The organism is Bacillus cihuensis (assembly GCF_000504145.1).
Taxonomy (GTDB): Bacteria; Bacillota; Bacilli; order Bacillales; family DSM-1321; genus Peribacillus; species Peribacillus huizhouensis.
The window spans coordinates 68722-90380 of sequence record NZ_KI632502.1 but is presented as its reverse complement, the minus strand read 5'-3'; the positions used below and the strand labels follow the sequence as shown (position 1 = coordinate 90380).

Below are 21659 nucleotides of genomic sequence, written 5' to 3'. Positions count from 1 at the left end.
GTGCAATGCCTGCAATGCCTGATGTGGGTGGAATGGGCTGCATGATGTAATCATGTCCTCCAGCCCTTGGTATATAAGGGTTTTTGTAAGATGAGATGTTAAAATGGAGATTTAATAACGGGGGCTTCTCTTAAGTTGAGTAAACTTTTGGGAAGCTCCTTTTTTCAATTCTTGTGTGATATAGTATGAATTTTGTCCTTATTCAAGGAGAAAGTGGACAAAAAAGACCAATTTTCATGATTTTAATACTAATGGCGTTATTCTTCTAGTTCGAGTTATGTTCAAAGATCTACTAATTCTAAATAGGGTTGTTAATGTATGGCCCCTTTACCGCAAGGCGCATTACCTGTGTTGCCATATATTTTGGCGTGTACGGCGTGTCCTCCTCTAACCACCATACAATCACCCCCAGAAAAGCAGCAGCGTAGTACCTCACAGCGATTTCCCGTGGTACTGTAAGCATCTGATCATCCGGCTGCACATTATTCATTCCTTTCGAAATAAAATCAATGATGACATCCATGAGACTGGAAGTGAAGTGGGGCATGTTTTTTTCGGTCAGAAAAACTTTATATAATCTACTATTTTGCGAAATTTGTTCAAAAAGTTGAATAAAAATTCCATGAGGTTTATCACTTGAAAAGTCAAATTCTCCATCAAATGATAAGTTAATCCTCCCGGTTAAGTCATTTAATATTTCTTCTGAACTTTGATATAAAAGGTCAAGTTTGTCACGATAATGTAGGTAGAAGGTGGCGCGATTTAAAGTTGCGCGACTTGTAATATCTTGAACTGTGATTTTCTCATATCCTCGCTCGTGAATTAATTCAACTAGTGCGTCTCTTAACATGTGACGCGTTCTTACAACTCGTGGGTCCATTTTTTTCGACATTTTTAATCTCCTTGTATTACTTTTTCTAATTTATCAACACATCTTAACCAACTGTCGATTAAACAACTAATCTAAGAATCGTGTTTATTGTTATTTTTAAGATGACTGTTATAATCATTTTATCAACACAATGTTGATAAAGCAACTTGTTGTTTATGTATTCACGATATCGTAATCATTCAGATATTTTTATTACATTAAATTTTGTAGGGAATAGATTTTGGGTCGTAACCGGTAAAGTAGCGATTATTACAGAAGGTGCATCTGGATGGATCCATTATAAATATTTCATCGATGACTAGAATAGTTGTTACAGGAGCAACGAATGCTTAACATGCATCAAGAGGGTCAGAACGAATTTATACAAATACGTTCACTGTATATGAGGGGGAATAAAACATGGAACTAAAAAATAAGGTTGCCGTTATTACTGGAGCAGGAAGTGGAATAGGACGAGCTAGCAGCATTAAATTGGCATCTATGGGTGCGATAGTCGTTTTGGTTGATTTCAATAAAGAAACAGGGGAAGAAACATTAAAACTTGTTATAGAACAAGGTGGAGAAGGAATTTTCATTCAAGCAGATGTATCGCAGAGAGAAGATGTTCAAAACTATGTAAATAAAGCTGTTGAAGCGTATGGACGTATCGATGTATTTTTTAACAATGCGGGTATAATCCAAAAGTTCGCTCCTTTCACCTCGGTTGAAGAATCAGAATTTGACCGTATTATGTCGGTTAATGTGAAAGGAATATTCCTTGGATTGAAATATGTATTGAAAGTGATGGACGAACAAGGATTTGGTTCCATTATAAACACTGCTTCAACTGCTGGAATTCGCGCAGAGCATAGCGTAGCTGTATACTCTGCAAGCAAACATGCAGTTATAGGTTTAACCAAAGGTGCTGCATTAGAATATGCAAAAAAAGGAATTCGAATTAACGCACTATGTCCAGGGGGAGTGCAAACAGCATTAACAGCTAGTGTTACTGAGCAGTTTGAAAAAGGCGGTTACGTCCCGGAAGAAATACCGAATATGCGAATTGGCCGTTATGCTGCTCCTGAAGAACTTGCGGATATGGTCGCTTATTTAGCATCAGAAAAAGCGAGTTATATGAATGGTTCAATTGTTGTTGTCGATGGGGGCTTAACTTTATAAATAATTGTTTACTCAAAGATTTAGAGATAGTTTATATAAAGCAGGGTTCATTTATTTATAAACGTTTTATCTTTTTAAAAAAATTAGAGTAAGTTCCAATACAGTAAGCACAAGGAAAATGAGTCCTAAACTTGTATTTTTTCTGAAGTGATAAGGTAAATAGATGTACGGACGAAGTGCGCTCCATAAATTACCGATTCAAATAAGTTTATGACATTATACCTTTGTGGTGTCGACCGTACAGATAAGGATTGGAAGAAATGTTAAATTTTTATTTAATTAAAAAATGAAAGGGTGTTTATATATGGGACGTTTAAACGGCAAAGTGGCGATCATTACTGGAGCTGCGATGGGGATGGGTGCTTCCGAAGCAAAACTATTCGCAAAAGAAGGAGCTAAGGTGATTGCGACAGATGTTCAATTAGAACCCTTGAATCAAGTCGTCAAGGACATTAATGAAAATGGCGGCGAGGCTGTAGCGATTAAACATAATGTTACATCTGAAGAGGAATGGAAATTTGTTATCGAAGAAGCAGTGAAATTATACGGAAAAGTCGATGTCCTTGTTAATAATGCAGGCGTTTCATCACCAAAAACTATTGCAAACATGGAAATGGATGAATGGAATAAAATTTTGGATATTAACTTAAATGGATGCGTAATCGGAATGAAATATGTTATCTCTGAAATGAAAAAAGCAGGCGGAGGTTCAATCATCAATATTTCTTCAATCGGTGGCCTTGTCGGTATGGCTGGTACAAGTCCATATACAGCAGCAAAAGGTGCACTGCGTGTCTTATCAAAATCAGCAGCTGTTGAATATGGAAAGGATAAAATCCGCGTCAATTCTTTACACCCAGGTATCGTTGTCACACCGATGACAGAACCATCGATGAAAGACGCGCTCCCTTTCTATAAAACATATACACAGCTTCCATACTTTGGTGAACCAGAAGATATTGCCTATGGTGCACTTTTCTTGGCCTCAGATGAATCTCGATTTATGACAGGATCTGAATTAGTAATTGACGGCGGCTGGACTGCTCTTTAATCCCTATTCAGGGGTGACGGTTTTTTTAGGAAATCTTGAAGTTAATTTCAATGAGTAAGAAAGAAGTATCTGTTGAAATGGTATTATGAATGACAAAAATCACTTAAAATATAATCATGTTTAGATAAGTGAAAAAGTTTATTCCGCTAAACAAGCTAATAGTTTGTCAATATTTTTCAATAAAAATATCATCTTTACTATAAATGCACTTGCCAAATAACTTTAATTTTTCACTTAAGCACCATTATTGTTAGACGCGACTAACAATAGTGGTGCATTTTGCTGTGAATAATTAATAATAGCCTTGATTTTTAATTGGGAATACTTGGAATATTCATACTTTTATTGCGCAGAGAAATAAGAAAAACGGTATGAATAACAATTTAACACTCTTTTTCAAACGACTTTATTGTCAATCTACTTGAATTCAATTAAAACTTAACAATCATCAGTCAATAGGCATTGGGTTGAGCGTGTAGTAACGGAAGCAACTGCTCAGGTGGTAGTAAGAGGACCCTGTGAAGGATTCTCGGAAAATTTGCGTGTAAATACCGCCTTAGTTCGTAGAAGACTGAAAGACCCAAATCTTTGAATGGAATCAAAAGTTATTGGAAAACGTACGAAAACGAATGTTGCCATAATGTATATCAATGGAATTGCAAATGACAAAATAGTGAAAGAAGTCCGTTTGCGTTTGGAGAGAACAGATATTGATGGAATTCTTGAAAGTGGAAATATCGAGGAATTGATTCAGGATGAAACATATTCACCTTTTCCAACCATACTTAATACGGGACGTTCGGATGTAGTAGCCGAAGAATTATTGGAAGGAAAAATAGCCATTTTTGTAGATGGAACACCATTTGTCCTAATTGTTCCAGTATTATTCGTGCATACACCCACCAACATCCCATGTTCTGCTACATACACTCCACACAGGAGGAAAGTGTGAATAGATGCTAACATTTTGCTAACGCAATCAAGTGAAAAACGATATATTTCCGTTAAAGATGTTACACCTCTGATTTTTACAAAGCTTGGTATACCGCATTTTTGGAACACATCGTGTAAGAGATTACACACTTTCACCTTACGGGCGACATGATGTAATAAACATCATAAAGCCTTGATATATATAGGTTTATAGGTTGAAGTGTGACAAATGCTCATTTCAAAAACTAAAGCTTATTTTATTAGAGGAGGTCTTTCATCAGTTTCCTGAACTGGTGGGAGGCCTTTTCTTCTATATTGGCGGTCATACGAGCATAGACATTCATTGTAGTATTAATAAAAAAATAGCACCGTAATAGTTGCTTTTCAGGGATAAATCTATTTTTTCATTTAGACTAATCAAGGTACTTTGCAATTTCATGAGCGGCAGTGATAATACGATCGGTTAATGCTATCATTTTTTTCCTTTGTAAATCGAAAATTTGGACCGCAAACACTGATAAAAGCAATCAGGTTATTTCGCTGATCAAAAATAGGAGCTGAAATGCCGTTTTCATTTTCATCCAGTTCGCCAACGGAGATACCAATTCCCCGTTTTCGTACCATTTCAATTTCTCCACGTAATGACTTACGGTCTGTAATGGTGAATGGTGTAAGTTTTTCAAGCGGTTGTCCCAATAGAATGTCTAATTCTTAAATACAGAAGAAATGTTAAAAGAGCTGTCAGGTGGATTCGGTGTTCATTTCGCTATCGACTGCTCTGGCCCACACAAGAGCGACCGAAAGTGCCTGGAAAGGAACAAGAAAAGGGGGAACCGTTGTTGTAGTTGGAGCTTTCAACCATGCTATGGCACTCAATCTGCCAGCAGGAGGCTTCCACCGCGTCGGTAAAATTTTAAAGGGCAGTTTTTATGGAGATACCCAGCCTTATCGCGACTTCCCTATCATTGCCCAGCTTTATTTTGATGGCAAATTTATGCTCGATGAACTCGTACTTGATCGCATCCAGCTACATGATATCAATAAAGCATTCGATAGTTTCCATGACTGCAATTGCATCAACGTTGGCAGAACAGTAGTGGAGTTATTATAAGAAAACAGACCGTCTGAGGCCAGGCGGTCTGTTCTTTTATGTGCGCTCGGCATGGGTGTAATCTTTAGGGTGAAAGTCCCGAAGTAGCAGTTAGCTTAACGCAAAGGTGTCCATGGTGACATGGAATCTGAAGGAAGCGAGCGGCAAACTTCCGGTCTGAGGAGAACGAACTTCATATGAGGCTAGGTATCATTGGATGAGTTTGCATGACAAAACAAAGTCCTTTCTGACGAAGATGATACAGAGTAAATGAAGCAGATAGATGGAGCACTTTTACCCGGGGAGATCTAACTGAAACCCAAATATACTCGATAACCGATCTAGTAATAGATAGATGAACAGTTAGAAGTCAGGAGAAGCCATAGTATCGTGAATGGGAAGGGCTGAACCATGAAGGAGTGTGGAATAAACTCGAATTTCACTTGTTCGTTGAAGCAGACAATCCGTAGATGGACTTACTTAGTGGAAGAAATGCTGGAAACACTAAGAGGGCTGAGATTCAAAATGGTAAGGAGAGACAGAAAAGTATAACGGATAGTGAGGTACAAAATCATTCCCCGTTAGACTTCGTGGAACCGCCGTATTCGGATCCGTATGAACGGTGGTGGGAGAGGTCGGGGGGGGGAGTCACCCCCTCCTACTCGATTCATCTTGTTTTAATGTATCTCGTTCTGCCATTAATTTTGTCATAATTTCTTCGATGAAAATAAAGAATACGGTTCGAGTTTTTTCATACGGCAGCTTTTTTTCATTTTGAGCAGATTGGGTTAAGTAAAAGATATTATCTGCTTTTAAAGCAGATGAATTGTCATACTCCTCCAAAATCAACAATGTTTCAGCCCCTCTGGACTTTACTTCATTAAAAAGGTTTTCAAAAGAGGCGAATTTACCGGTTACTGAAAAAACAATTAAAAGCGTTTTTTCATCAACCAAATGTTTCGCATGATCTTCACCTTGGGATACTAAAATATTTTTTTCGGAAACAACAGCAAGCTTATACGCAAAGTATTCTACACAAATAAATGAGGGACCTAAGCCGTATAGAACGATTCTGTCGTACTTTTTATAAAGAGTTAAAAACTCATCCACTAATGTTGGGTCAAAATTGTCAATAAAGTGTTTTAATCTTTCAAGCTCACTTGAAATTTGTTTGTCTTCATGAATGATTGGCTGTCCCCCAAAAAAATGCTTGTATTGTTTAAAACTTTCAAACCCAAGTTTTCTTACCAGTTTTGATACTTTCGAAGGAGACACATTACAGTAATCAGCGGCCTCTAATATTTTAAGATGATCATTATCTTTTATGATTTCAGAAAGTGTGTTATGAACCGTAAGCTCTAGGTTATTTAATTTATTTATATTAATATTTATTGTCTTTCCCTTCTTTCTCATATGTACTTAATGAAATTATATCATTGTGGAAAATTTTCCACAATATAAATATTTTTTAAAAATAATAGAAAATTTTCTTAAGAATCCGTTTACATTTGGAGTGATTTATAGTAAATTTACGTTGTAAATAATAAAAGCGATTTAAGAAGAGGGTTGAACATGAATACTCAAAAAATCGATATAAAAGATTTCTCAATGGATTTTTTTAGCTTAAAAGGAAAAGTAGCCATTATCACTGGAGGAAATTCAGGATTGGGGCAAGGTTTTGCCTTAGCACTGGCAAAAGCGGGGGCAAACATATTTGCAGTCAGCATCGCTGATGATAATGGTGAAACGAAAAACATGATTGAAGCAGAAGGCGTTCGATACCATTTGATGATTGCAGACGTTACTCAAGAGGGTACTTGTAAAGAAATTGCAGAAGAATGTATCGATGTATTCGGAAAAATAGATATTCTTATGAATAATGCAGGCATTTGTATCAATGAACCAGATGTGACGAAGTTTACTCGTCTTCAATGGGATAAAATGGTCGCGATCAATTTAACGGCAGGTTTTGAATTATCTCATGAAGTGGCCAAGTACATGATTCCACAAAAAAGCGGGAAAATCATTAATACTTGTTCCTTGTTTTCCTACCTTGGAGGTCAATGGTCACCAGCATATGCTGCAACGAAACACGGTTTAGCAGGATTTACAAAAGCCTATTGTGATGAATTAGCTCAATTCAATATTCAAGTTAACGGTATTGCACCTGGTTATTTTGCTACAGCGGTTACGACAGAGACAAGAGCGAACCCTGAAGCGAACCAACGGATTTTAGATCATATTCCAGCAAATAGATGGGGCAATATCTTAGATTTAATGGGTGCGGTTGTATTTTTAGCTTCAGACGCTTCCAATTATGTAAATGGTACGATCGTAAATGTTGACGGTGGTTACTTAGTACGATAGCGGAATAGAAAAATGGATATAGAAGGAGAAATGTAGCGATGACAAATGAACAAATAGTAAACGAAGAAACTGCAATGGTGAAGGAGCAGTTATTAAAAGAGTTAGAGACGATTATTTCAGTAGAACAAATTAATACAGATTATGAAGCACTGTATGATGCATCATCAGATCGTTATAATAAATATGCAAAAGCAAAAAAGGTCCTTGACGTTCCAATGCCAATGGCTATTGTATACCCACATTCTACAGAGGAAGTTCAGGCACTTTTGAATTTCTGTAATAAGCACAAAATCAATGTAATTCCTCGGAGTGGAAGAACAGCTACTGAAGGCGGACTTGAAAATTGGAAAGAAATCGCGTTGGTTATTGATGGGTCAAGAATGAATCAAATCATTAAAATCGATCCTTATAATATGCAAGCAACTGTCCAGGCGGGCGTAAAATTGCAAACGTTGGAAGATGAGCTGCGTAAAATCGGTTACACTACCGGTCACTCTCCTCAGTCAAAACCAGTCGCGCAATATGGTGGATTATTGGCAACAAGAAGTATTGGACAATTTTCAACCTTATACGGTGCGATTGAAGACATGGTTGTAGGATTAGAATGCGTATTCCCGAACGGGCATGTTTCCAGAATTAAAAATGTTCCGAGAAGAGCTGGCGGCCCAGATATCAGACATATTGTCATCGGTAACGAAGGGACACTATGTTACATTACAGAAGTTACGATTAAAATTTTTAAATACTATCCTGAAAACAACGTGTTCCATGGTTATTTAATCAAAGATATTGATACAGGTATTAAAGTGTTAAGAGAAGTAATTGCGAACGGCTTTAGACCATCTGTCGCTCGTGTCTATTCTGAAGAAGATGCAAGACAACATTTTTCTCATTTCTATAAAGATAAATGTGTTTTGATTTTTATGACTGAAGGACCAATAGGTATTGTCAAGGCAACAAATGAAGCGATTGAAGAAGCTGTTACTAAGTTCCAGGAAGGAATCGTTGAAAAAGTAGAAGACCAATTAATCGAAAATTGGTTCAACAACTTGAACTGGACGCAGGCACACATTGATCGTGAAATCCAAAATATGATTGATCACTCTAAACATGATGGATTCACAACGGAAGTATCCGCCGATTGGGAAAACATTACAAAGATTTATCACAATGTCATGAAACGAGTTAAAGAAGAGTTTGACAGATTTGAAGATATCACCATGCTTGGCGGCCACTCATCCCATAGCTATCTAAATGGTACAAACATGTACTTTGTATACAACTACAATATTAATTGTGCGCCGGAAGATGAAATGAGAATTTACCATCATCCGATCCAAACTATTATTGTTGAAGAAACATTAAAACTTGGCGGTTCCATGTGTCATCACCATGGTATTGGAAAATACCGCAGCGAGTGGACACTTGAAGAGCACGGTTCTGCTTACTATATGCTGGAAAAACTAAAAGAAGCATTTGACCCGAATGGCATCATGAATTTCGGTACCATCTTCCCTCAAGAAGAAGGCTTAAAATATATTAAAGGTTAATATTAGGTGATGATATGAGCGGGTATGTAATGGGTATTGATAATGGCTCGCAAAGTACAAAAGTAGCCATTTATGATTTTGAAGGAAATGAAGTTGCATTTGGAACTTTTCAATTAAAAGAAACGCTATCCCCGGAACCAGGTGTCGTCATCCATTCCGATGATGATTTATGGGACAGTGTGTATGGGGCCATGAGAAACTGTCTGGCTGATTTTACTGGCAATCTTCAAGAGATTGCAGGAATTGGCCTTTGTACAATTCGATGCTGTCGTGTGTTGTTAAAGGAAGATGGCCATCTAGCTTATCCGGTGATAAGCTGGATGGACTCTAGACTTAACAAACCATATGTACATTCTGATGACCAAGTAAAATATGTAACATCTACTTCTGGTTATCTTGGCTTTCGACTGACGGGGGAATTTAAGGACTCAGCTTCTAATTATGAAGTTCACTGGCCTTTGGACCGCGAAACGTTAAATTGGTCCCGAGACGATGAAGTATTTAATGCTTATGGACTGACAAGGGATATGGTTTTTGAACTTGTCAAACCAGGAGAAAAGCTGGGGACTCTGCGGCCAGAACTGGCTGATGAGTTTGGTTTGAATCAAAATATACCAGTAGTAGCAACAGCCAATGATAAAGCGGTAGAGGCTTTGGGCTCAGGGATGAAGGACGAGCGGACCATCATGGTTTCTCTTGGAACATTTATTTCGTCTATGTTGTTAAGAAATGAATATAAGGAAAATGCGCTTAATTTTTTCCCAACGCTTGCATGTATTCCATTTAAATATGTGTATGAATCCAATGGAATACGACGTGGTATGTGGACCGTGAGTTGGTTTAAGAAGCTTATTGGTGAAGAACTCGTCACAGAAGCTAGGAAGCTTGCTGTATCGGAAGAGGAATACTTGAATAGGAAAGCACAGAATGTTCCCGAGGGCAGTGACGGTCTGATTACCATCCTGGATTGGCTATCGACACCTTCTGAGCCGTATCGAAAAGGGATCATGATCGGTTTTGATCAGCGCCATACAAAATACCATATCTACCGCTCCATTTTGGAAGCGATTGCTTTTAATATTAAGAACAATATTGATGATATGTTAGCGGAAATAGATGTAACGTTAAATGATTTAGTCGTCATAGGCGGAGGCTCCAAAAGTGATGTAATGATGCAAATCATTGCCGATCTTTTTGGAATGCCAGTTCACAGACGTGAAGGCAGTAGCAGCGCGTGTCTAGGAGCGGCCATATGTGTCTGCCAGCATCTATCCATTTATAAAGACCTCTACGAAGCTGCCAATAAAATGGTTAAAACACAAAAAACGTTTTTACCAAATCAAAAAAATCACATACTCTACAATACCATTAATGATACAGTCGTTAAAAATGTAAGAAAACATACAGATGAGATTTTAAAACTTACTTATCCAATTTTCAAATGAAATTTGCCAAATTAAAATCACCAAGAAGCCGGAGCGTCCTAATGTTGAAGGTTGTTCCGGCGACTAAATAAAAGGTAATATCCGATTTCTTTAAAAATTTAAAAAAAGGGGAAATATTGGATGAAAAATTTGAGACATAGCGTTTTTTGGCCACCGTTTTTATTATTGATTGCTGCAGCTATATTTAGCTTTACGAACAAAGAAGGTTTTATAAAAATGACAACGGTTTCAAATGACTGGCTGCTTGCGAATGTCGGGTGGGTATTTAGCTTAGGCGGCTTGGTTATGCTGGTAACAGTAGTATGGGTCTATTTTTCGCCACTTGGGAAAGTAAAAATTGGCGGCAAAAATGCAAAACCCATGCTTAAATTGTCAAATTGGCTTGCGATTACTCTTTGTACGACGATTGCATCAGGTGTAACTTTTTGGGGAATTGTTGAGCCGATCTACCATGTAACGGCTCCGCCTGAGTCTCTGGGGATTGAACCAAATAGCCCTGCGGCTGCCATTTTTTCAATGTCAACGATGTATCTTCACTGGACAGTTACACCATATGCTATCTATTGTGTACCTGCACTTATGTTCGCTTTTGCTTATTATAATATGCGTAAACCGTTCAGTTTAAGTTCAACGTTAGCACCGCTTTTTGGCGACAAAGTATTTGGCGGCTGGGGAAAAACGATTGATTCCTTATGTTTATATACATTGGCACTTGGAATGGCCGCCGCAATGGGAACCAGTATTTTGAACTTAGCAGGTGGAGTTAAACAGCTATCAGGTATAGCTAGTACCCCGACACTTTGGGCCATTATCTCTGTCGTGGTCATGGTTACGTTTATTATTTCTGCTTCTACTGGTTTAATGAAGGGAATTAGAATTTTATCGGATATCAATATGAAGGTTTATATTGTGATTGTCCTATTCATGTTCATTGCTGGACCGGCAGCTTATATTGTTAATCTTGGAACTGAATCCTTTGGCTACTTTCTAAGCCATTTCTTTGAAAAAAGTTTATTTACCGGAGCCGCCGCCGGAGATCAGTGGCCGCAATGGTGGACGGTGTTTTATTGGGCTAACTGGTTTGCATGGGCTGCGATTACAGCATTGTTCCTTGGAAGAATCTCATATGGTTATTCCGTAAGAGCTTTTATTACGGTTAACTTTGTGTTTCCGTCAGTCTTTGGTGCCTTATGGATGACAATCTTTGGCGGTACTGCGATCCACAAGCAAATGACCGAAGGAACCCTGGGGGATATTTTGACGAATCAAGGACCTGAATCCGTTTTATATGCGGTTTTATCCGATGTACCTTTGTCCAGTCTAGTCATTCCTTTTTATTTATTTGTTGTATTTATCTCCTTTGTAACAGCATCCGACTCCAATATTTCGGCAATGGGCGGTATCAGTTCAACTGGAGTGACGCCTGAAAGCCCGGAATCACCAATGCTCATTAAAGTGGTTTGGGGAGTTGCTATTGGTGCTATTTCTTGGATCATGATCAGCTTCGCCAAAATTGATGGAATCAAAATGCTTTCCAATCTAGGAGGCATACCTGCACTCATACTGGGGCTATTAACAGTCTTTGCCTTAATTAAAGTCTCTACAGCCCCGGAAAAGTATGATGTGGCGAGCAGGGACGAGCTCAACGAAGGCCAGGAAACAGAAGAATTGAAAAAGGTGTTGTAACTTATAGAACATTTGAATATGAAATGGGGCTCTTTAGGGGAGCCCCATTTTTGTTACTATTCGCTTAGTGAAGATTATTGTTTTTATGTCCTCGACTTGTTAATAAACTATTTCAGGTTAAAATATGACTGCAAAATGTTGATTTATAGCCGTTTTTTGTAACAGATTTTCTTCTATTATTTATGAAAATGAATGGGCGGCATGATGTAATAAGCCGCTTCACCCCTTGATATATAAGGGTTTTCTGTAAGATATGAGTGGAATGTTAACATTTTGCTGACATAGAAGATTTTAACGGAGGCTTCTCATAAGTTAAGCAAACTTATGGGAAGCCTCTTTTTTCATTTTTTGTGTTACAATGAAGATATAATTTTTTTGATTCTGAACAAAACAAAGAATTAGTCACTTAGCGTCATAATCAATTAATCTCAGTCATTAACTGTTGAAAAGTTGATGTTACCGTAAAAAACGGTTGGATGACCCCGTTAAATAACATTCAAAATGGTTATCGATAGAAAGTATTATTGTTGAAGCTTTTTCTTCTAGTGTAATTGAAGGGGGCGTGGGGCGGAAAAAATGTACACTGTTTTTACATATTTTGTTTCCCTTTTTGTCATTGTGATATCAGTATTTATTACACTTTTTATCAAGAATGAACTAGAGCAAATGTTTCGAGAAAAAAATAATATGGTCCCTTTTCATATATGTAATGTGCTTATTACCTTAATGGTTTCTTTTGCGGCACATGCTGTAATGACTATTTATATCATTGGGAATGAATTCGATTGGATACTGCAATTTGTAATCCTCATGATCATTATCTTACCAATTTATATTATAGGGCACTTTGCATTTGAAAAATATAAATTAGTTTATCGAAAATATATAACCGCTGAGAGCGGGAAAGTTATTGTACTTAACGAAAAGTACTTAAAAAAGAAAAAATGGCCTTCAAAATTCAAAAATTATAATGCCATTTCTAAGGAAAAATAAATCAAGGGAATATAAAAATAGGCTCTTTTCGTAAAGATTGTTGTTTTAGCAAGAAACCAATTCGAACAGATGTTGATCTTCGTTACAGGTGCGAGACTCCTGCGGGAAAAGCGTGTTGAGGGAGACCCCGCAAGTGCAAAGCACTGAGGAGGCTTCTGAGACCGCCTCTGCAACGGAAATCAACCCGGGTTATTAGTGTAAAAATGATTGAAAAGCAACAAAGTATGTGAAAACAGCCTAAAAATAAGAGGTTTTCATGGGTTAAGAAAACTTACAAAAGCCTCTTTTTTTCATTTCTTGCGTTACGTGGTAAGAAACATTAATCGTATGGTTTCATTTTTCTGTTTGAGGGCAAATTTCTTGGTAAGTAAGTGGACATGCACGGTTAGTAATCTAAAAACGGTAAATTCCCGTTAAAGATGTTACAGTAAAATTTAAAAAATCCTTGAAATACCGCACTCTTAGTACACACCGTTAAAGATAATACACACTCTCAGCTTACGTGCGGCATGATGTAATAACGCCCTCAACCCTTGATATGAATGGGTTTGTCAGTGAAATATCAGAGATATGCTAACATATTAATAACAATAAAATTAAAGAAGCTTCTCATAAGTTGACCAAACTTGTGGGAAGCTTTTTTCTTATTTCTTTCGTAAATGGGATATACATTATTGGTAATCTGATCATCTAAATGCCAGAGTCTGTTATGATTTACGTAAGAGTAATTTAATCTAATATAAAGTAATAACAAGAAATAACTCTGACAAAATATCAAAAATTTAACATGTATAAGGGGACTAGCCTTATTCGTATGTAAACCATACTGATGGAAGTTTCACTTTATATCCAAAAAAGTGCCCGATTTTAAGAAGTCGGGCACTTTCATATGTTTTCTCATCGTCCATTTAAAATAGTAGTCTTTCAATTAACCATGCTCCACCTAATAGGAAAGCAACAATGGAAACAATCATAATGATTTTCTTAGAATGCTTTGATCGATAGATGAAATATAATAGCGGCAATAGCAGTAAGACGATGGCCAGTTGGATTATTTCAATTCCAATATTAAAACTAGTTAAATCAATGGCTAAGCTACTTTTTGGTATATTCATCTCTTTGAGGATATCAGCAAAGCCCATTCCGTGAATTAGCCCGAAAACAAATGTTGTGATCCAACGATAGCTAATCTTTTGACGAAAAATATTTTCCAAAGCTACATAACAAATACTAAGGGCAATGGCCGGTTCTACGAAACTTGAAGGGATGTCAATGATGCCTAATACTGTCAAGGTTAATGTAAAGCTGTGAGCAATCGTAAAAGCAGTAATGGTTGTTGCAATCTGCTTAAATGTTTGTCTGGCTATTAGAAGTGAAAGTAGAAATAGTAAATGATCATAGCCTGTTAGAATATGACTCATTCCAAGTTTCAAAAATGAAAGCCAGGAAAATGATGTTGCTGTATGGCTTGGGTTTGCTTGTTCAGATTGTTTTTGGTTAGGAGTTGGCTGGGCCACTTGCTCCCCAGGAGATGGTTGTTCTTGCTGAGCCACCTGTTCTCCATTGGATGACTGTTCCTGCTGAACTTCTGTAATCAACATCGTCCAAGTTCGGTTTTTCCCTTCTAATACGGCTTCACTTGTTTCACCTAAATATGATGCTGAAATGAGATTGATATAATTAGTCCCCGTATCATTGAAATAAAACCCATCATTAAAAATAAGTGTGTCGCCAGGAAAAAATACCGGAAAGGTCATAGTTGTAGAAAGAAATTCTTTATTTTCCTTCTTGATGATTTCCATTTTCTCAATCTTCGGTGTTTGTTCCTTATTCCCCTTATCAAGTGTAAGACCTTCTGTAATTAATTCTTCTAAATGGTGTTTTTCTTTTTCGATTTCTGATGATTCAAGAATCCAGTTTTTGTTTTTATCAATATCTGGTACTAATTCTAAGATGGATAATGTGTCGATAGAAAATATCATCTCTGTTTTGTTAGAATCCATTTTAATAGTTGTATAACTAGCACTATATGCATGTGCTGAAGTATTTGAAGGGAAGCAAATAAAGAAAAGGAATAAAAAAGTGAATAACATTAGAGTTAGAGATCTGACTTTCAAGAGTTGTTGAACTTTGTTAGCATGCGACAAAATATGAAACCTCCCAAAAAATACTATATTTAGATATTTTTATAGTAATGCTGAATAGAAGTGTGAACTATTTTCATATAGATATAAACATATTTTATCGGTATTTGTATATGGAATTATAATGAAATTACATTTTTTTAATATTTGTTTACAAGAATTTACGATAAATAAATAGTATTTTACTAAAATTTTTGTAAACTTAAGCAGTGGCTAAAATGTAGGATGAAGATAAGGACGATCAAAATTATCTTCTTGTCTGCATTACATGTCAAAATTTCCGAAAAAAGGGTGGGTAATGGATGGTAATTAAAAATCGAACGTTCAGACGTTGGACAAGTATGTCTACAGCAGCGTTTCTATTGATTAGCACATTTTTGCCTAGTAGTTTAATAGGTGAAGCTCATGCAGAGCAGGCTGATCATGTTGTAATTTCACAAGTATTTGGGGGAGGGGGTAATTCGGGGGCTCCTTACAATAAGGATTTTATCGAATTATACAATCCTACAGATCAAGCAATTGACCTTGCAAATTGGTCAGTACAGTATGCATCCGCTGCTGGAACATCATGGACAGTGACTCCGTTAGATGGCACAATTCCGGCTCATGGCTATTATCTGATTTCGGAAGCAGGTGGTGCAAACGGTAGTGATATTCCAACTTCAGATGCTTCGGGCGCAATCGCTATGGCTGCGGGAGCAGGGAAAGTGGCTTTATTTAACGATCAAGCTGCCAAAAGTGGAGCAACACCAACTGGCGCAATTGATTTTGTTGGTTATGGTTCTACTGCAAACTCGTATGAAGGATCTGGAGCAACCAAGAATTTATCAGCTACAAATAGCGCCCAACGCAGACCTTATGCAAACATTGACCCATCTCTTGGAAAAGGGAACGCTTGGGATACAGATGACAATGCAGCCGATTTTTATGTAGGATCTGTTGCTGCACCAAGAAACACTGCAAGCCCAACGGAAGTTCCAATGGTTCCAGTTACAAGCTTGCAACCAAAAGGAATGAATATTCAATTTGTACAACAAGGAACTGCAATAACTGTTAATGGTACAGCTGATGCAGTTGAACCAGGTTCAATTGTTAATGTTTATGGAGATGCATCTAAAGGAACTAAGCTTGCGACAGCGACTGCCGAAAGTGATGGGTCTTTTACTATCAATTTCGCAAATGAGCAAGTACTAACATCTGTTTTTGTTTCAGCCATTCAAGACGGCTTGGATGAAAGTGCCGCAATTAAAATTAGCTTAGCAACTGCAAGTGCGTCAGTCGATCAAACTAAATTAAGCTATGTAGTTACTGGTGGAGTAGGTACATTAATTGGTAATGCAGGTAGTGCTGCAGCAAATGCAACGATTAATGTCTATCCAAATAATCAAGCGAATGTGAAGGAAAGTTTAGTTACTAATGAAGTAAAAGCAGGTACAGCAGGAGATTTTACGATTACGATTAAAAATGCTCCTGATACAGTATATGTAACTCAAACTACCAACAGTAGCAATGGAATCATGTTAGAAAGCGTCCCGGTTTCCGTTACAAAAGCAGATACGTCTGTCATTTCAACAATTAAAGACGTCCGAGAGTCTGATGCAAAGGGACAGCCTGTGAACTTAAATAAGACTTTCACGATCGAAGGTGTTGCCACTGTTGATAACCAAATTCTTGGAACTCAAAAACAAAACTTCTATATTCAAGATGGTACAGCAGGCATCAACATTTTTGGTTCATTGGAAACTCCATTTAAGACACTTAAAGGTGATAAAGTTCGCGTTACTGGTAAAATTTTAGTTTACAATGGTTTAACAGAACTAGAGGCTACTTCTATTGTAAAAGTTAGTGAAGGTAATCCAATACCAGATGCGAAAACGCTAACAATAAATGATTTATTATCTAACTATGCAGTGGCAGAGCCGCTTGAAGGTAGTCTTGTAACAGTGACAGGTAAAGTTTCTGCCGTGGCAGTAACTGGTGTAAATTATAATGTCACTTTTGTAGATGAAAATATGAAAGCAACTACATTAAGGGTTATGGGAGCAACAGGTATTAAACCTGATACGGACCTGGTGATTGGTAAAAGTTATACTGTTACAGGTGTACTAGGCCAATATACTACAAATGTGTCTGCCACTAACGGGTACCAACTTTACCCTCGTGATGTGAAGGATATTGCTCCAATTCTAGGTATTACACATTCAGCGTTAAAAGAAGTTTACAAAGGCACAGCTGTAGAATTTGAAGCAAATGCAGATGGTGCAGAAACGGTTACTGCATATTACCGAGCTGCTGGAGTTACTGAATATACCCCGGTACCAATGAATGGCAGTGAAGGTCGTTATACAGGAACATTGCAAGCAGCAAATGTGCCTCAAGATGGTTTTGACTATTATATTGAAGCCAAAGCAGGAAAGCAGGTACAAACAGCTGGAACAAGTGCAGCACCATATGCAGTAACGGTAATTGAGGACAAAGTTGGTCCGGAAATTAGCGGTGAGACACCACAAAATGATACAAAAGTAGAAAGTGCACAACCTGAAATTTCTGCTTTAATTAATGACCCAAGTGGTGTTGATGACAAAACAGTACAAATGTGGTTGGATGGCCAAGAGCTAAAAGCACCAGCTGCATCTATTAGCAAAACACAGGTAAAATACACACCTGAAAACGAACTTTCACTTGGAACGCACACCGTGAAGGTTTCGGCAAAAGATGTAAAAGGTAACGCAAGCGAGAAACAATGGACATTTGAAATCGTTCCACGTTTTACAGGTGGAAATCACTACCGTGGTACAACACACAACCACACTAACATCTCACATGATGGTACGGGTACACCTGAGGATGCTTTAAAAGCAGGTAAAGCCCACCATTACGATTGGTTTGCATTCTCAGACCATTCACATGATATTGACCCTGAAAAACTGGGTACAGATACTGTAGTCCGTGATGGGATGCAGGAGCGTACTGGTGGTGATCAGTGGCAATTAACAAAAGACCTTGCCAAACAATACACAAAAAGTGATTATGTTGTATTCCCAGCATTTGAAATGACCTCTACTACATGGGGACACTCAAACATCTTCGGTCCAGATAATTTTATCGACCGAAATATCAATGGTAAGCAGTACCAAGACTTAAGTCAGTATTACGCATGGGTAATGACATACGATGACATAGTTGGTCAATTTAACCATCCAGATATGTCTGCAAATGCTTTTAACAACTTTAAACCGTACAATAAAGACGTAGATAAATTATTTACGATGTTAGAAGTTGGAAATGGTTCTGGACATTATGGATATGCAAATGCTGAAGGTAAATTCTTCTCAGCATTAGATTTAGGCTGGCATGTTGCTCCAACTTATGGTGAAGACAATCATGAAGGAACCTGGGGCCAAGTAAATGCTCGTACTGTTATTGTTGCAGACGATCTTTCACAAGAATCACTTCTTCATTCTATGCGTAATATGCGTGTGTACATGGAAGAAGATCCAAACTTCACGTTGGATGTTTTAGCGAATGGATACTATATGGGTTCCACAGTGGATAGCAAAACATTAAAGTTTGACATTAAAGGAAGTGACCTTGTAGCTGAAGCACATAATGATAGCGACTATAAATATCTTCCGACTTCTTATAAATCAGATGATCGAATTGCAAAAGTAGAATTGATTTCAAACGGTGGAAAAGTAGTGGATTCAATTTCTCCTATGGAAAAAGACTTCACATGGAACCCGTCCTATACGGTAGAAGGCGGCCAGCAATGGTTTGTCGTAAAAGTTACACAAATGGATGGCGAACGAATTTATTCTTCACCAATCTGGTCAAAAGAAGAATCTGTCGATGTAAAAGTTAACGATATTAATATTGATGGTGGCGTTATTATTGGCGGGAACCCTTCTAAATTAACGGCAACGGTTGCTAATAACGGTACGGAAGCCATTAAAAATCTTAAAGTAGACTTCTACTACGATGAAGTAAAATCTGATAATTTTATCGGAACAAATAACATTTCATCTATTTTAACGAAGAGCTCAGCAACAGCGACAGCTACATGGGCAAGCCCAATCAAAGGTGACCATCAGTTAATTGTTGTTGTCACATCAAATGATGGCATGGATATTGGTGCTGTGAAATATTCGTTGCCAGTAAAAATTAAAGAGCCGCTGGGCATTAATGTATTAATCGATGCTGCTCACGGCAACGAAAATACAAGTGCTGACAGTGGATCGTATAAGGATAACTTAAAAGCTTTTACACTTCTTCTTCAAAAAGAAGGGTACTCTGTAACAGAAAATAAAGTAACGCTGACAGATGAAGTGTTAAAAGATGTAAAAGTATTAGTGCTAACTCATGCAAGAACAGCCCTTTCAACTGCTGAAAATGCTGCGGTTGCGAAGTTTGTGAAAAATGGCGGTTCCTTATTAATGGCTGGAAAAAGCAATAACGGTACAAACCCTACTATTAATAATGGATTGCTAACTGATATTGGCTCAGCTATCCGAATGGGCAACGATGGGGTATTTGATGATAGTAAAGCCGGAAACTTCTGGAGTGATCCAAAGGTAAGCCCTTATGCAGTCAGAGTCCATCCAGGATTAGTTTCCAATTATATTACGGACCGCGTATCGTTTGTCGATTACTATAGCGGAACGAGCTTGTCTGGGGATAATAATCAGCCGCTAACAGAAAGCGGTACGGTTACAATCCTTGCGAAAGGAAATGAAACGACCTACCAAGGAAATATTAAAGATGGATATACGTATGATGCTGTTTCCGATGAGACGGGCGGATCAGCTATTCCGTTAATCGCATCAGAGGAAATTAATAATGGGCGGATTATTGTTAGTGGTATGAACATCTTTAATGACAAACAAATGGATGAATCCTTTGAACCTAAAGGAAATGATGAACTTACAATAAATGCGATAAACTGGTTAGCGCATCGTGAAGTTAAGGTTTCTAAGATTGAAGATGTTAGAAAACTAGCGGATGATACAGATGTTGTTGTGGAAGGTACGGTTACTACTGGAGCAGGAGTATTCTTCGATGCCTTCAATTTACAGGATGAAACTGGCGGTATCATGGCATTCCAAGAAGTTCCAGATGGGTCTTTGAAACCAGGTGATAAAGTTCGTGTTTATGGACATATCAAGACGTTTGATCATAACAAAGAATTAGAGTTTACAAGTTTCTCTAAAGATGTTATTAAAATCGGTACTGGTAAACCTCTTGAACCAAAAGTAGTTCCAACTGGTGAAGCAACATCTGCTGTCAACCAAGGACTTCTTGTGAAGGTAAAAGGAACGGTAGTATCGAAGTTTGATGAAAATTCTTATGTTATCAATGATGGTTCTGGAGATGTGTTAGTGTTTACAGATGGCTACATTGTGAACCAAAGTAATGTCCCTGTACCCGCTCTTGCAAAAGGTGACACGTTAGAAGCCGTTGGACTTTCAGGTGAATTTGCCCAAGGAACGCGGATTCGTGTAAGAGATACTAGAGAATTAATAGGTACTCAAGCATCAGGGTCTGATCCAACAGAATCAGACACAACAGCACCTATTGTTAGTGGAGTAGAAAACAATCGTTTCTATAATTATAATGTCACGATTACTTTTAATGAAGGTACAGCAAAATTAGATGGTAAAAAGTTTGCAAGCGGAACGAAGGTCACTGCAGAAGGAAGTTATACATTAGTGGTAACAGACGAAGCAGGAAATGTAACGACAATACAATTTACGATTGATAAAACAGCACCAAAAAAACCTAAAGTGGATAAAATAACTGCTGATACGACAAAGGTAACAGGTGAAGCAGAAGCTGGTACGATCGTTGTGGTGAAAGATGGCAACAAAATACTAGGCAGCGCCGTAGCAGATAAAAAAGGCCAATTCTCAGTTGAAATTGCTAAGCAAGAGGCCAAGAATGATCTTTCTGTCTACGCGGAGGATCAGGCTGGTAATATAAGCTCAGTTACAACAGTAAATGTAAAAAAATAAGGCAAATGAAATTAGGCAGTCTATCAAGAAAAGGCTCAAAAGCTGAAAGCTTTTGAGCCTTTTTGTGCGGAAAAATCGACTAACCCACTTTCACTGCTCTGGTTTCTTTCTACCGAAATATAGAGGGACTTATAGTGACTGCTAACATTTTGCTAACGCAATCTAATGAAAAACGATATATTTCCGTTAAAGATGTTACGGACAGAATTTAGCAAAATCCCGCTATACCGCACTTTTCTCACCTGGAGTTAAAGATATTACATACTCTCATCTTACGGGCGGCATGATGTGATCTGCCTCTCAAACCTTTGATTTATAAGGATTTGTTAGTAGGGTGAGAGT

The 21659-nt window shown here is 37.7% G+C and carries 13 protein-coding genes and 1 pseudogene; 10 read left to right on the top strand and 4 right to left on the bottom strand.

Annotation, left to right across the window (positions count from 1 at the left end):
- Nucleotides 1-298 precede the first annotated feature (298 nt).
- Nucleotides 299-892 (bottom strand): TetR/AcrR family transcriptional regulator, encoded by a 594-nt coding sequence (locus V179_RS0126700; protein ID WP_028394147.1) that lies wholly within the window; start codon nt 890-892, stop codon nt 299-301.
- 399 nt (nt 893-1291) lie between these two features.
- Here V179_RS0126700 and V179_RS0126695 point away from each other — a divergent pair, with 399 nt between their 5' ends.
- From V179_RS0126695 to V179_RS0126685, 3 genes and pseudogenes are all read left to right on the top strand, one after another.
- Nucleotides 1292-2050 carry an SDR family NAD(P)-dependent oxidoreductase gene (locus tag V179_RS0126695; RefSeq protein ID WP_028394146.1) on the top strand — a complete coding sequence of 253 codons (759 nt, stop codon included), beginning with the start codon at nt 1292-1294 and terminating at the stop codon, nt 2048-2050.
- A 304-nt stretch (nt 2051-2354) separates the two neighbouring features.
- The gene (locus tag V179_RS0126690) at nt 2355-3101 is read left to right on the top strand and encodes an SDR family NAD(P)-dependent oxidoreductase (RefSeq protein WP_028394145.1); all 747 of its coding nucleotides are present in this window, start codon (nt 2355-2357) and stop codon (nt 3099-3101) included.
- Nucleotides 3102-3558: 457 nt separating this feature from the next.
- Nucleotides 3559-3993: pseudogene (locus V179_RS0126685) on the top strand (spore germination protein); the annotation flags it as partial.
- Nucleotides 3994-4469: 476 nt separating this feature from the next.
- Here the strand turns inward: V179_RS0126685 and V179_RS28980 are convergent.
- Nucleotides 4470-4730 carry an IclR family transcriptional regulator domain-containing protein gene (locus V179_RS28980; RefSeq protein WP_028394143.1) on the bottom strand — a complete coding sequence of 87 codons (261 nt, stop codon included), beginning with the start codon at nt 4728-4730 and terminating at the stop codon, nt 4470-4472.
- Nucleotides 4731-4788: 58 nt separating this feature from the next.
- On the opposite strand from V179_RS28980, the gene V179_RS0126675 reads away from it, so the two are divergent.
- Nucleotides 4789-5145 (top strand): MDR/zinc-dependent alcohol dehydrogenase-like family protein, encoded by a 357-nt coding sequence (locus V179_RS0126675; protein WP_028394142.1) that lies wholly within the window; start codon nt 4789-4791, stop codon nt 5143-5145.
- 627 nt (nt 5146-5772) lie between these two features.
- Here the strand turns inward: V179_RS0126675 and V179_RS0126670 are convergent.
- Nucleotides 5773-6537, bottom strand: a complete 765-nt coding sequence (locus V179_RS0126670; protein WP_051405171.1) for a MurR/RpiR family transcriptional regulator — start codon at nt 6535-6537, stop codon at nt 5773-5775.
- A gap of 174 nt (nt 6538-6711) precedes the next feature.
- Between V179_RS0126670 and V179_RS0126665 the strand changes: the two genes are divergently transcribed.
- The 5 genes from V179_RS0126665 (at nt 6712) to V179_RS0126645 (ending at nt 13165) form a co-directional block, all read left to right on the top strand.
- A complete protein-coding gene (locus V179_RS0126665; protein ID WP_268745223.1) occupies nt 6712-7491 on the top strand; it encodes an SDR family NAD(P)-dependent oxidoreductase in 780 nt (259 codons plus the stop codon).
- Nucleotides 7492-7529: 38 nt separating this feature from the next.
- The gene (locus V179_RS0126660) at nt 7530-9041 is read left to right on the top strand and encodes an FAD-binding oxidoreductase (protein ID WP_051405170.1); all 1512 of its coding nucleotides are present in this window, start codon (nt 7530-7532) and stop codon (nt 9039-9041) included.
- 29 nt (nt 9042-9070) lie between these two features.
- Entirely contained in the window at nt 9071-10486 is a 1416-nt protein-coding gene (locus V179_RS0126655; protein WP_235179285.1) for an FGGY-family carbohydrate kinase, read from the top strand.
- A gap of 120 nt (nt 10487-10606) precedes the next feature.
- Nucleotides 10607-12172 (top strand): BCCT family transporter, encoded by a 1566-nt coding sequence (locus V179_RS0126650; protein WP_028394137.1) that lies wholly within the window; start codon nt 10607-10609, stop codon nt 12170-12172.
- 576 nt (nt 12173-12748) lie between these two features.
- Complete coding sequence (locus V179_RS0126645; protein ID WP_028394136.1) at nt 12749-13165, top strand: hypothetical protein; 417 nt, start codon at nt 12749-12751, stop codon at nt 13163-13165.
- A 908-nt stretch (nt 13166-14073) separates the two neighbouring features.
- On the opposite strand, the gene V179_RS0126635 is transcribed toward V179_RS0126645, so the two are convergent.
- Nucleotides 14074-15312 carry a HupE/UreJ family protein gene (locus V179_RS0126635; RefSeq protein ID WP_028394135.1) on the bottom strand — a complete coding sequence of 413 codons (1239 nt, stop codon included), beginning with the start codon at nt 15310-15312 and terminating at the stop codon, nt 14074-14076.
- 299 nt (nt 15313-15611) lie between these two features.
- Here V179_RS0126635 and V179_RS28975 point away from each other — a divergent pair, with 299 nt between their 5' ends.
- Nucleotides 15612-21317, top strand: coding sequence for an Ig-like domain-containing protein (locus tag V179_RS28975; protein ID WP_084552513.1), 5706 nt, complete (start codon nt 15612-15614; stop codon nt 21315-21317).
- Nucleotides 21318-21659: the final 342 nt, after the last annotated feature.